The sequence below is a fragment of the Kluyvera georgiana ATCC 51603 genome, assembly GCF_001654985.1.
Taxonomy (GTDB): domain Bacteria; phylum Pseudomonadota; class Gammaproteobacteria; order Enterobacterales; family Enterobacteriaceae; genus Kluyvera; species Kluyvera georgiana.
Genome location: NZ_LXEU01000072.1, coordinates 1 through 12,665, shown reverse-complemented (window position 1 = coordinate 12,665; position 12,665 = coordinate 1). Strand labels below are relative to the sequence as shown.

Below are 12,665 nucleotides of genomic sequence, written 5' to 3'. Positions count from 1 at the left end.
ACCATATCATCACAAGTGGTCAGACCTCCTACAAGACAGGGGCATTTCTCTATGATGATTTTGAGTATTGTTTTAACCATTGCTTTACTCGGTGTGCTCTTCTATCACCGCGTCAGTTTGACGCTCGGTAGCCTGATTTTACTGGCCTGGACCGCGGCGCTCGGCGCTGCGGGTCTGTGGAATTTGTGGCTGCTGGTGCCGCTGGCGATCATTCTGGTGCCGTTCAACTTTACGCCAATGCGTAAAGCGCTGATTTCGGCGCCGGTATTCCGCATGTTCAGTAAGGTGATGCCGCCGATGTCGCGCACCGAAAAAGAAGCGATCGATGCCGGTACCACCTGGTGGGAAGGCGATCTGTTCCGCGGCAACCCGGACTGGAAAAAGCTGCACAACTATCCGCGTCCGCAACTGACTGCCGAAGAACAAGCCTTTATTGATGGCCCGGTTGAAGAAGCCTGCCGTATGGCGAACGATTTCCAGATCACCCACGAAATGGCGGATCTGCCGCCGGAGCTGTGGGCGTACCTGAAAGAACACCGCTTCTTCGCGATGATCATTAAGAAAGAGTACGGCGGCCTGGAATTCTCCGCTTATGCTCAGGCGCGCGTCCTGCAGAAGCTCTCCGGCGTTTCCGGGATCCTGGCGATTACCGTCGGCGTACCGAACTCCTTAGGGCCGGGCGAGCTGTTGCAGCACTACGGTACTGAAGAACAGAAAAATCATTATCTGCCGCGCCTGGCGCGTGGTCAGGAAATCCCCTGCTTCGCGCTCACCAGCCCGGAAGCCGGTTCTGATGCCGGTGCGATTCCGGATACCGGCGTCGTCTGCATGGGCGAATGGCAGGGTGAACAGGTGCTGGGTATGCGCCTGACCTGGAACAAACGCTACATTACGCTAGCCCCAATCGCTACCGTACTGGGGCTGGCGTTTAAACTCTCCGATCCGGATAAACTGCTGGGCGGCGCGGAAGATTTAGGTATTACCTGTGCGCTGATCCCGACCAACACCCCCGGCGTGGAAATTGGCCGTCGTCACTTCCCGCTGAACGTGCCGTTCCAGAACGGCCCAACCCGCGGTCAGGACATCTTTGTTCCAATCGATTACATCATCGGTGGGCCAAAAATGGCCGGTCAGGGCTGGCGTATGCTGGTTGAGTGTCTGTCCGTAGGCCGCGGCATCACCTTGCCGTCGAACTCCACCGGCGGCGTAAAATCCGTCGCGCTGGCCACCGGTGCCTACGCGCATATTCGCCGTCAGTTCAAAGTGTCCATTGGTAAAATGGAAGGTATTGAAGAACCGCTGGCGCGTATCGCAGGCAACGCCTACGTGATGGACGCCGCCGCGACCCTGATTACCTACGGCATTATGCTCGGTGAAAAACCGGCGGTCCTGTCGGCTATCGTCAAGTACCACTGCACCCATCGCGGCCAGCAGTCCATTGTTGACGCCATGGATATCGCCGGGGGCAAAGGCATTATGCTGGGCGAAGGCAACTTCCTGGCCCGTGCTTACCAGGGCGCGCCGATTGCCATCACCGTGGAAGGGGCGAACATCCTGACCCGTAGCATGATGATCTTCGGCCAGGGCGCCATTCGCTGCCATCCGTACGTGCTGGAAGAGATGGCCGCCGCACAGAACAAAGACGTTAACGCCTTCGACAAACTGCTGTTTAAACACATCGGCCACGTCGGCAGCAATAAAGTGCGTAGCTTCTGGTTAGGTGTCACTCGCGGCTTAACCAGCTCGACGCCGACCCGTGATGCGACGAAACGTTACTACCAGCATCTGAACCGTCTAAGCGCCAACCTGGCCCTGCTGTCCGATGTTTCCATGGCGGTGCTGGGCGGCAGCCTGAAGCGTCGTGAGCGTATCTCCGCGCGTCTGGGCGACGTGCTGAGCCAGCTGTATCTCGCGTCTGCGGTACTGAAACGCTATGACGATGAAGGTCGCCATGAAGCCGATTTACCTCTGGTACATTGGGGCGTGCAGGATGCGCTTCATCAGGCGGAACAGGCGATTGACGATCTGCTGAAGAACTTCCCAAACCGCTTTGTTGCTGGCGCACTGCGCGTCGCCATCTTCCCGACCGGCCGTCATTATGATGCGCCGTCCGATAAGCTGGACCACAGCGTGGCGAAGATTCTGCAAACGCCAAGCGCCACCCGCTCCCGCATTGGCCGCGGCCAGTACCTGACCCCGAGTGAACATAACCCTGTGGGCCTGTTGGAAGAAGCGCTGGTAGACGTGATGGCGGCGGACCCTATCCACCAGCGTATCTGTAAAGAAATTGGCAAAAACCTGCCGTTTACCCGTCTGGACGAACTGGCGCGTAACGCGCTGGCAAAAGGGCTTATCGATCAGACCGAAGCGGCCATTCTGATCAAAGCGGAAGAAAGCCGTCTGCGCAGCATCAACGTTGACGATTTTGCTGCGGACGAGCTGGCGACCAAGCCGGTAAAGCTGCCGGACAACGTGCGCAAGGTTGAAGCCGCGTAACCCCTTCGATTCGTTATCCCCAAAGCGGAGCCTGGCTCCGCTTTTTTTATCCAGATGGTCCCCACCGCGGCAACGTCCTGATAAGGTGTTACAGTTAGATTTACGTCCTGCAATAAAGGAGTTCATCACGTGCCTGGCTTGAAGATTACCCTTTTACAACAACCGCTGGTCTGGATGGACGGACCTGCCAACCTGCGACACTTTGACCGGCAGATGGAAGAGATTGTCGGGCGTGACGTGATTGTACTGCCGGAAATGTTTACGACTGGTTTTGCCATGGAAGCCGCCGAGCAGTCGATGGCAGAGGAAGATGTTGTCGCCTGGATGCGAGAACAGGCGCTGCGCACCAATGCGCTGGTTGCCGGCAGCGCCGCGCTGCAAACGCCGCTGGGGGCGGTCAATCGTTTCCTGCTCGTGGAACCTGAAGGTCAGGTCCACGTCTACGACAAACGCCATCTGTTCCGTATGGCCGATGAGCATCACCACTATATTGCGGGTAACCAGCGCGTGGTGTTGACGTGGCGCGGCTGGCGCATTCTGCCGCTGGTCTGCTATGACCTGCGTTTCCCGGTGTGGTCGCGCAACCGCAATGACTACGACCTGGCGCTATACGTTGCGAACTGGCCCGCGCCGCGTTCACTGCACTGGCAGGCGCTGCTGACGGCACGCGCCATTGAGAACCAGGCTTACGTCGCAGGCTGTAACCGTGTTGGAACCGACGGCAACGGCCATCACTACCGCGGAGATAGCCGTATCATCACCCCACAGGGCGAGATTCTTGCCACCGCCGAGCCGCACCTGGCTACCCGTATCGATGGGGAACTTTCTCTGTCGCAACTCCAGGAGTATCGCGAGAATTTCCCTGCCTGGCAGGATGCCGATCCGTTTGCGCCAGGGTAATGAAAGGACGGCAAAGTTGTGCCGAAAAAATCTGGAAGGCTAAAACGACGAAAGCCCGAATCATTGCTGATTCGGGCTTTCTGAATAGTGGCGGAACGGACGGGACTCGAACCCGCGACCCCCTGCGTGACAGGCAGGTATTCTAACCGACTGAACTACCGCTCCGCTGTGTTCCCTTGGGAACGAGGCGAATATTACGGATTCCCTCGGAAACCGTCAACGCTTTTTCTCTGCTTTTGAATCGTTTGCTGCAAAATTCGCCCATACGCTTATTTTCACAGCAAAATAACCGTTTTATGCCCGCCAGAGGCAGCTTCCACCTTTCTTCTGTACCAGGTCAAGGCGCGATTCATGGTTCATCAGCTCTTCATCGGTCGCATAAACAACGCGCAGTTTACTCGCCGCGCGGACAATACGCTGAATTCCGGTATCGCCTACCTGCTGCTGCCCTTCGCCTTCCATCGCAAATTTAATCGACGTCTGCCCACCGGTCATCGTCAGATAGACGTCTGCCAGGATCTGGGCATCGAGAAGCGCGCCGTGCAGCGTACGCTTGGTGTTGTCTATTTCATAGCGCGAGCATAACGCATCAAGGCTGTTACGCTTGCCGGGGAACATTTTCCTCGCCAGCGCCAGACTATCGGTGACTTTACAAAAGGTATCGGTTTTTGGAATACCGCGATTGAGCTTACTAAACTCATAGTCCATAAAGCCGATATCGAACGATGCGTTATGGATGACCAGCTCCGCGCCGCGGATGTAGTCAAGAAACTCATCGGCAACCTCGGCAAAGGTGGGTTTATCCAGCAAGAATTCGTCGGCGATACCGTGAACGCCGAAGGCTTCAGGGTCCACCAGCCGGTCGGGCTTGAGATAAACGTGGAAGTTGTTGCCGGTCAAACGACGGTTGATTACTTCGACGGCACCGATCTCGATGATCTTGTGACCTTCATAGTGCGCGCCGATCTGGTTCATACCGGTGGTTTCGGTATCCAGAACGATCTGTCGCGTAATTGCAGTGCTCATATCAGTCATTTATGTCAGACTTGCCGTTTTACTTTCGATTGCAGATACAGGAAGTCTACCAGAGATGCTTAAACAGGTAGAAATTTTCACCGATGGCTCTTGCCTTGGTAACCCAGGCCCCGGCGGCTATGGCGCTATTTTACGCTATCGCCAGCGGGAAAAAACCTTTAATGAAGGCTATCGCCTGACCACCAATAACCGGATGGAGCTGATGGCGGCGATCGTCGCGCTGGAAGCGCTGAAAGAACCGTGCACCGTGGTGCTGAGTACCGATAGCCAGTACGTACGCCAGGGGATCACTCAGTGGATCCACAACTGGAAAAAACGTGGCTGGAAGACGGCAGATAAAAAGCCGGTGAAGAATGTCGATCTCTGGAAACGGCTTGATGCGGCCCTTGGCCAGCATGAAATTCGCTGGGAATGGGTGAAGGGCCACGCCGGGCATCCGGAGAACGAACGCTGCGATGAGCTGGCGCGAGCGGCAGCCTCCGCCCCCACCCACGATGATGTCGGCTACCAGCCGGAAGCTTAAGCGTCCGGCGGTTTACGGTACTGGCGGGTCGCACCGACCGCCTGCGGGATACGGCTTTTTGCCTTATTTTGCCGCATCGGGTTCAGCGTCAGCGGAATGGTGCGTTTTCGGGCGACAATCAGTTGCAAGCACCCCAGCGCAGGCAAATGGGTGCTCAACATAACGCCCCCCTGCTTCGCCCAGGGCAGCACCTGAAAACGGCTCTGGTGCAGCACTTCAAAATTCAGCAGCGCCAGCCAGTCGAGCTGGCGGGTCATGGTAAACATTCGGCTGTTGTAAGGGACGGATTTACGCAGCACGGGAAAGAGCTTGCGCAGCCCCATCAGGCTCACCGGATTAAAGCTGCTGATAATCAGCCAGCCATCATCGATTAACACGCGGTCGGCCTCGCGCAGCATACGGTGCGGATCGCTACACCAGGGCATGGTATGAGCAAGCAGGCAGGCATCGACCGATTTCTCAGCAAACGGTAGATGCAGCGGATCGGCCAGCACCTGCATTGGGCTGCCTTCCAGCGAGATATTGACCTGATGGGAGATCGCGCAGGCTTCAGTATTGATCTCCGCGCTCAGGTTGCCGATCTTGAGCAGGTGAAAGCCGTACAGCTTTCCGAGCCAGGGTTTCAGTTGACGATCGATAGCCTCGCGATAATATTCACCCCAGGGCAATTGCGCCCACGAGACAGGCGCTGACACTGTTTGAGGTATCCTTGCCGGTTTCATCACACCTTCCCTACGCTTAAGAGGTAACTAATGAATCTTAACAGTATTCCGGCGTTTCAGGACAACTACATCTGGGTTCTTAATGATGAAACGGGCCGCTGTCTGATTGTCGATCCCGGTGAAGCGGCCCCGGTGCTGGCGGCAATTACCGAAAACGGCTGGCAGCCAGAAGCGATCCTCTTAACCCATCACCACAACGATCACGTTGGCGGCGTGTCGGATCTGCATAGGCATTATCCGAATCTGATCGTTTACGGTCCGGAAGAGACGCGTCACAAAGGAACGACAAAAATTGTCGCCGATGGCGATAGGATCCGCGTACTCGACCAGGAATTTCACGTTTTCGCTACACCGGGGCACACTTTAGGACATGTCTGTTTCTACAGCGCGCCGTGGCTTTTTTGCGGCGATACCCTGTTTTCCGGGGGCTGCGGACGTTTATTCGAAGGCACGCCAGCCCAGATGTACCGCTCGTTGCAGCGCATTAACACCCTGCCGGAAGAGACGCTAATTTGTTGCGCACATGAATATACGCTCTCCAACATGAAGTTCGCCCTGAGCGTTTTACCGCATGATTTGTTCATTAACGAATACTATCGAGAAGTGAAGGAGTTACGCGCAAAAAACCAAATGACACTCCCCACAACTCTGAAAAATGAGCGCCAAATCAATCTCTTTTTAAGAACGGATGATATTGATTTAATTAATAAAATAAACAAAGAAACAAAATTGCTACAATCTGAAGAGCGTTTTGCATGGTTACGGTCAAAGAAAGATAACTTCTGATACTTCCGGGTTGCGTTTTCGAAAGTTCGTCGTTATTATCGGTCGTCTTTTAAGCAACTATTGACACACACATGAAGGCAAAAGCGATATTACTCGCCTCTGTCCTGCTCGTGGGGTGCCAGGCGTCACAGCAGGGCAACGTCCAACAGCACGCACAGAGCCTTTCTGCGGCTAGTCAAGGGGAAGCAAGTAAGTTCGCAAGTCAAGCACGTTGGATGGACGATGGGACATTCGACATGCAGAATCAGAACCTGTGGGCTTATATTGGCGACGAGCTAAAGATGGGAATCCCGGATAACTCCCGGGTTCGCGAACAGAAACAGAAGTACTTACGAAATAAGAGCTATCTCCACGATGTAACTTTACGGGCAGAGCCGTATATGTACTGGATAGCCGGGCAAGTTAAGAAACGTAACATGCCTATGGAACTGGTATTACTACCCATAGTGGAGAGCGCTTTTGACCCGCACGCAACGTCTGGCGCCAATGCCGCAGGCATCTGGCAGATCATTCCGAGCACAGGGCGCAATTATGGTCTGAAACAGACCCGCAGTTATGACGCACGTCGTGATGTCGTTGCTTCCACAACGGCAGCACTGGATATGATGCAGCGTTTGAACAAAATGTTCGACGGCGACTGGTTATTAACCGTGGCGGCGTATAACAGCGGTGAAGGCCGTGTAATGAAAGCAATGAAGGCGAACAAAGCCCGTGGTAAGCCTACGGACTTCTGGTCTCTTCCATTGCCTCAGGAAACTAAGGTCTACGTACCGAAGATGCTGGCTTTGAGCGACATCCTCAAAAACAGCAAACGCTATGGCGTTCGTCTGCCAACAACCGACGAAAGCCGTGCGCTGGCGCGCGTTCGCCTCGATAGCCCGGTTGAGATCTCTCAGCTCGCAGACATGGCTGGTATGCCGGTCAACAAGCTGAAGACCTTCAATGCTGGCGTCAAAGGCTCTACGCTCGGCGCAAGCGGTCCGAAGTACGTGATGGTGCCACAGAAGCATGCAGACCAGTTGCGTGAATCCTTGGCCTCCGGTGAAATTTCCGACCTCCAGCCTACGCTGGTTGCTGACAATACACCGATGTCCAGCCGCAGCTATCAGGTTCGCTCAGGCGACACGCTGTCGGGTATCGCATCACGCTTAGGCGTGACGACGAAGGACCTGCAGCAGTGGAACAACCTGCGTGGTAGCAACCTGAAAGTGGGTCAGAGCTTAACGGTAGGTGCGGGCAGCAGCGCTGCGCGTCTTGCTGATAACAGCAGCATTACGTACCGCGTACGTAAAGGCGATTCGTTGTCGAGCATTGCAAAACGTCACGGCGTTAACATCAAAGATGTGATGCGCTGGAACAGTGACGCTGGCAACCTGCAGCCGGGCGATCAGCTCACGCTGTTTGTTAAGAATAGCGACCGTCCTGACTCCTGACAGGCATACAATAAAAAAGGCACCGTTCCCCCGGTGCCTTTTTTATGTCTTTAGCCCTACCTGCTGGGGCTGAATTCTACGATCAGCGGATTGTGGTCCGATGCGCGAGTAACCAGTACGGAAGCATCATTCACGTTCAACCCACGATAGAAGACGAAATCCAGCGGACGACCAAACGCCCGGCGGCGCTGATCGTCGTCAAAGCGTACCGGACGCAACGACATGTCACGCGCAAAACGATACAGCGCGTTCATACGTGGGCGGCTCCAGGCGTTGAAATCCCCGGCCATGATCACCGGGCCATTATGTTGGGCAATCTGCTCGCCGATGGGCATCAGCTGTTTACTGTAGACATCAACGCCAAGGCTAAAGTTAACGGCGTGAATATTCACGACCATCAGCAACCGCGAATCAGGAAGTGGGTAAACGGTCACTAACGCCGATTTCGCCAGCCGCAGAATCGGCTCGCGTTCACGCAGTGGGCAACAGTAGACGGGCTGAGCGGCGGACAGCGTCATCACGCCGGAGGGATGATGCGGCAGCGCAAACGCGGGAACCTGATCGGCCGCGAGATAGTTAGTGGTCGCAAACTTTACCAGTTCTGGCGTGGTTTGCGCTTCCTGCAGTAGTACAAGGTGCGCATCTTTACCGTACTTATTCAGCACCGACAGCCATTCAGCGCGCTGCTGCTTAAAGATATTCCACACCAGGATGCGAATATTCTCTTCAGTGCTTAACGGCTTACCCACCGATAATGCCTCGCTCAACCCGGAATACGTGCCTGGTGGCGGGAGGATCCGCTCCGCTGGCTGTCCGGCAATGTAGCGCATGGCGTAGGTATTTTTTCGCACTTTCTTTTATAACCTCAATAAGCAAAGAACCCGCCTGATTCCAGGAAGGTTCCTCAGTTATAGGGGCTTTTGCCCGCGGTTTCAACGCTATTTGTGATAAAGCTGGGTGAACTTCTGTAAGCCTGTGCTTACCGACAAAATTCTAACCAGGCACCACACGAGTGGGCTTGTCCAGGCGGCCACTCAAACCGGTCAACAGCAGCGCCCCCACGACAATCAGCGCGCCAATCCACGGCGTTTGTGCCAGGCCATAGTGTTCGACGGTTTGGCCCCCCACGACGGAGCCGATAGCAATTCCGACATTAAAAGCAGCGATGTTCAGACCCGATGCCACATCAACGGCAGCTGGCGTATACTCCTCGGCTTTCTGCACCACGTAGACCTGCAAACCGGGCACGTTACCAAAAGCGAACACGCCCATCACCAATACCGTTGCCAGTGCAGCATACTGAATTGACGCCGTGAACTGGAAGACGACCAGCAGCACCGCCAGCGCGGCGAAGATAAATTTCAGTGCCGGTACCGCACCGTGTTTATCGGCCAGTTTACCGCCCCAGATATTCCCTACTGCGACCGCCACACCGTAGCCTAACAGGATCCAACTGACCGCGTTCGGGGTAAAGCCCGCCAGATTTTGCATCATCGGCGCCAGGAAGGTGAAGGCGGTAAAGACGCCGCCATAGCCCAGCGCGGTAATCGCGTAAATCATCAGCAGACGCGGGTGAGTCAGCACTTTCAACTGGTCGGCTAAACTTGCAGGCGCGCGGCCCGGGATATTGCCAGGCACCAGTATGGCGCTGGCAATCAGCGCAATCACGCCCAGTACAGAAACAGCCAGGAACGTCTCTCTCCAGCCAAAATGCTGGCCGATAAAGGTGCCCAGCGGCACGCCGGTCACCAGCGCCACGGTCAGACCACCGAACATGATAGCGATCGCCGAGGCGGCCTTTTCTTTCGGCACCAGACTGGTGGCGATGGTTGAGCCAATGGAGAAGAACACGCCGTGAGCCAGGCCGGTCAACAGACGCGCGACGACCAGGGTAGCGTATCCCGGCGCCTGCCAGGCCAGCAGGTTTCCGGCGGTAAACAGTACCATCAGCGCCAGCAGCAGCTGCTTACGCGGCAGTTTGCCCGTCAGCGCGGTGAGCACCGGCGCGCCGATAGCCACGCCCAGAGCATAAATGGAAACCAGCATCCCAGCGGAAGGCAGGGAGATGGCGAGCTGTTCAGCGATCGTCGGAACCAGTCCGACAATCACAAATTCGGTTGTGCCAATAGCGAAGGCACTGATCGTTAAGGCAAGTAGCGCCAGCGGCATAATTTACTCCACATCATCAGTATTAAGATGACACGTAGTATGCCGGGGTGTTTAAATAACAAAAATATTCAAAATCTCAATAGAATTTTGCGTCAGGTGCAACAATGAGAGCAACATCAGAAGAGATCGCCATTTTCGTGGCGGTGGTTGAAAGCGGTAGTTTTAGCCGGGCAGCAGAGCAACTGGGCCTGGCTAACTCGGCGGTGAGCCGGGCGGTTAAGAAGCTGGAATCCAAGCTCGGCGTGAGCCTGCTAAACCGCACCACGCGTCAGTTGAGTCTGACCGAAGAGGGTGAACGCTACTTCCGCCGCATGCAGGTCGTGCTACAAGAGATGGCCGCTGCGGAAAATGAGCTGCTGGATACGCGCAATACACCGCGGGGTCTGCTGCGGGTCGACGCGGCCACGCCGGTCATGCTGCACTTCCTGATGCCGCTGATTAAGCCGTTTCGCGAACGCTATCCAGAGATGACGCTCTCTCTGGTGTCGTCTGAGACCTTCATCAACCTGATTGAGCGTAAGGTGGACGTGGCTATCCGGGCGGGAACATTAACCGACTCCAGCCTGCGCGCGCGCCCCCTGTTTAACAGCTATCGTAAGATCATCGCATCGCCGGAGTATGTTGCCCGCCATGGCAAGCCGGAGAACGTTGCAGATTTGAAAGAGCACCAGTGTCTTGGTTTCACCGAGCCCTCTTCACTGAACACGTGGCCTGTGTACTGCTGCGATGGGCAGTTTATGGAAGTCAGCTGCGAAATTACATCCAACAGCGGAGAAACGATCAAACAGCTGTGTTTGAACGGCAACGGTATTGCCTGTCTGTCGGACTACATGGTGGATAAAGAGATTGCGAGCGGAGAGTTTGTTGAGCTACTGGCCGACAAGCGGCTGCCCGTGGAGATGCCGTTTAGCGCGGTTTACTACAGTGACCGGGCAGTGAGCACCCGTATCAGGGCATTTATTGATTTTCTGAGCGAGTATGTGAAGGAAAATCGGTAACGAATCGCACGGCTGATTGGGAGGCCCGGAATCGACATGATCGTTTCGTCCGGGCTACCAGAGGGCTTCAGAGGGTTAAAGGGTCATTAGTCCCACTCAGGCGCCAGACCTTCCGGGCTGACCAGGCGGTCATTGCAGTCCAGCGCGGCGATGGCTTTTTTATCTTCAGCATCCAATTTCAGATCCTGCGCCAGCAGGTTGCTTGCCAGGTTCTCACGCTTGGTAGAAGATGGAATGACCGCATAGCCTTCACCCATTGCCCAGGCCAGAATAACCTGCGCAGGCGTCGCATTATGTTTCTTCGCTATGTCTGCAATCACTTCATCTTTCAGTGCCTTACCGTATGCCAGCGTCATATAAGAAGTGATATGGATACCGTGCTCGGTAGCCCAATCAACGACTTTACGGTTTTGCAGGTACGGTGACAGCTCAATCTGGTTAGTGGCGATGTTTTCTGCGCCTACGGCAGCAATAGCGCGCTTCATCAGTGGAATCGTAAAGTTAGAGATCCCGATCTGGCGAGTCAGACCTTGTTTTTTCGCTTCCAGCAGCGCAGCCATAAACTCTTCAACCGCCACGGCGTCGTTCGGCGACGGCCAGTGGATCAGCGTCAGGTCAACATAGTCGGTACGCAGCTTCTGCAGGCTCTCTTTGAGGCTGGCGACCAGCTTGTCTTTGCTCAGATTTTCAATCCAGATCTTGGTGGTGATGAACAGTTCATCACGCGCGATGCCGCTTTCGGCAATGGCCTGGCCTACGGCCGCTTCGTTGTCATAGATCTGTGCGGTATCGATAGTACGGTAGCCAAGCTCCAGCGCGGTTTTTACAGATGCAATAACAACGTCGTCTTTCAGGCGGAAGGTACCGAGACCAAATGCAGGGATTGTCATGATTTTCCTCTTTATTTATCAAAATGGGTTAACTGGAACCATTATGACGAAGGTGAGGATCGAGAAAAAGATCGTGAAATGCAGAGGATTTTTGCTCAAACAGCAATAATCAAACGATACGCAAAGAAAAAGCCCTGAGCAAATGCTCAGGGCTCTTAATAAGTGGCGGAACGGACGGGACTCGAACCCGCGACCCCCTGCGTGACAGGCAGGTATTCTAACCGACTGAACTACCGCTCCACCGAATTTCTTTGTCACTACCCGGATTATTCATCCCGGTTTACTGCAATTTGATGCCTGGCAGTTTATAAATCACTTCGTGATTTACCCTTCGGGCCGTTGCTTTGCAACGTTCAAAAGCTTTCGCTTTTGTCCTACTCTCTGTCGAGTAGCGAACTGCCCCGAATTTTAGTGCCATACTGCTAAATTGATGCCTGGCAGTTCCCTACTCTCGCATGGGGAGACCCCACACTACCATCGGCGCTACGGCGTTTCACTTCTGAGTTCGGCATGGGGTCAGGTGGGACCACCGCGCTACAGCCGCCAGGCAAATTCTGTTTTCAGACCGCGTTCTGCGTTCTGATTTAATCTGTAATCAAGCTGAATCTTCGTCTCTTCGCCAAAACATCTTCGGCGTTGTAAGGTTAAGCCTCACGGTTCATTAGTATCGGTTAGCTCAACGTATCGCTACGCTTACACATCCGACCTATCAA

The 12,665-nt window shown here is 54.9% G+C and carries 11 protein-coding genes, 2 tRNA genes and 1 rRNA gene; 6 read left to right on the top strand and 8 right to left on the bottom strand.

Annotated features, from left to right (window positions below; all coding sequences use genetic code 11):
- Positions 1-51: 51 nt before the first annotated feature.
- Together fadE and M989_RS18215 are read left to right on the top strand one after the other, a co-directional pair.
- Positions 52-2,496 (top strand): acyl-CoA dehydrogenase FadE, encoded by a 2,445-nt coding sequence (gene fadE, locus M989_RS18220; RefSeq protein ID WP_064547647.1) that lies wholly within the window; start codon positions 52-54, stop codon positions 2,494-2,496.
- Between the two features lie 129 nt (positions 2,497-2,625).
- On the top strand, positions 2,626-3,396 hold the full coding sequence (locus M989_RS18215) for an amidohydrolase (RefSeq protein ID WP_064547645.1): 771 nt from the start codon (positions 2,626-2,628) through the stop codon (positions 3,394-3,396).
- An 88-nt stretch (positions 3,397-3,484) separates the two neighbouring features.
- Here M989_RS18215 and M989_RS18210 read toward each other — a convergent pair.
- Positions 3,485-3,561: transfer RNA gene (locus tag M989_RS18210), tRNA-Asp, on the bottom strand.
- Positions 3,562-3,690: 129 nt separating this feature from the next.
- Positions 3,691-4,422 carry a DNA polymerase III subunit epsilon gene (dnaQ, locus tag M989_RS18205; RefSeq protein WP_064547680.1) on the bottom strand — a complete coding sequence of 244 codons (732 nt, stop codon included), beginning with the start codon at positions 4,420-4,422 and terminating at the stop codon, positions 3,691-3,693.
- On the opposite strand from dnaQ, the gene rnhA reads away from it, so the two are divergent.
- Positions 4,376-4,954, top strand: coding sequence for a ribonuclease HI (gene rnhA / locus M989_RS18200; protein ID WP_164092403.1), 579 nt, complete (start codon positions 4,376-4,378; stop codon positions 4,952-4,954). The two genes, dnaQ and rnhA, sit on opposite strands and share 47 nt — an antisense overlap.
- Here rnhA and M989_RS18195 read toward each other — a convergent pair.
- Positions 4,951-5,676 (bottom strand): class I SAM-dependent methyltransferase, encoded by a 726-nt coding sequence (locus M989_RS18195; RefSeq protein WP_064547641.1) that lies wholly within the window; start codon positions 5,674-5,676, stop codon positions 4,951-4,953. The genes rnhA and M989_RS18195 overlap by 4 nt on opposite strands.
- Before the next feature lie 30 nt (positions 5,677-5,706).
- Between M989_RS18195 and gloB the strand changes: the two genes are divergently transcribed.
- Together gloB and mltD are read left to right on the top strand one after the other, a co-directional pair.
- The gene (gloB, locus tag M989_RS18190) at positions 5,707-6,462 is read left to right on the top strand and encodes a hydroxyacylglutathione hydrolase (RefSeq protein ID WP_064547639.1); all 756 of its coding nucleotides are present in this window, start codon (positions 5,707-5,709) and stop codon (positions 6,460-6,462) included.
- Positions 6,463-6,533: 71 nt separating this feature from the next.
- Positions 6,534-7,895, top strand: coding sequence for a murein transglycosylase D (gene mltD / locus M989_RS18185; RefSeq protein ID WP_064547637.1), 1,362 nt, complete (start codon positions 6,534-6,536; stop codon positions 7,893-7,895).
- A gap of 56 nt (positions 7,896-7,951) precedes the next feature.
- Here the strand turns inward: mltD and M989_RS18180 are convergent, their stop codons facing one another.
- Together M989_RS18180 and M989_RS18175 are read right to left on the bottom strand one after the other, a co-directional pair.
- Positions 7,952-8,746 carry an endonuclease/exonuclease/phosphatase family protein gene (locus M989_RS18180; protein ID WP_064547635.1) on the bottom strand — a complete coding sequence of 265 codons (795 nt, stop codon included), beginning with the start codon at positions 8,744-8,746 and terminating at the stop codon, positions 7,952-7,954.
- A gap of 142 nt (positions 8,747-8,888) precedes the next feature.
- Positions 8,889-10,064: an MFS transporter gene (locus M989_RS18175; RefSeq protein ID WP_064547633.1), complete on the bottom strand. Its 1,176-nt coding sequence runs from the start codon at positions 10,062-10,064 to the stop codon at positions 8,889-8,891.
- Between the two features lie 104 nt (positions 10,065-10,168).
- Here M989_RS18175 and yafC point away from each other — a divergent pair, with 104 nt between their 5' ends.
- Positions 10,169-11,062 (top strand): DNA-binding transcriptional regulator YafC, encoded by an 894-nt coding sequence (yafC, locus tag M989_RS18170; RefSeq protein ID WP_064547631.1) that lies wholly within the window; start codon positions 10,169-10,171, stop codon positions 11,060-11,062.
- An 86-nt stretch (positions 11,063-11,148) separates the two neighbouring features.
- Here yafC and dkgB read toward each other — a convergent pair whose 3' ends face one another.
- The 3 genes from dkgB to rrf all read right to left on the bottom strand — a co-directional run bounded on the left by dkgB (position 11,149) and on the right by rrf (position 12,500).
- Positions 11,149-11,952 carry a 2,5-didehydrogluconate reductase DkgB gene (gene dkgB, locus M989_RS18165; RefSeq protein WP_064547630.1) on the bottom strand — a complete coding sequence of 268 codons (804 nt, stop codon included), beginning with the start codon at positions 11,950-11,952 and terminating at the stop codon, positions 11,149-11,151.
- A gap of 163 nt (positions 11,953-12,115) precedes the next feature.
- Positions 12,116-12,192: transfer RNA gene (locus M989_RS18160), tRNA-Asp, on the bottom strand.
- Positions 12,193-12,384: 192 nt separating this feature from the next.
- Positions 12,385-12,500, bottom strand: a 5S ribosomal RNA gene (gene rrf, locus M989_RS18155).
- Between the last annotated feature and the right edge of the window lie 165 nt (positions 12,501-12,665).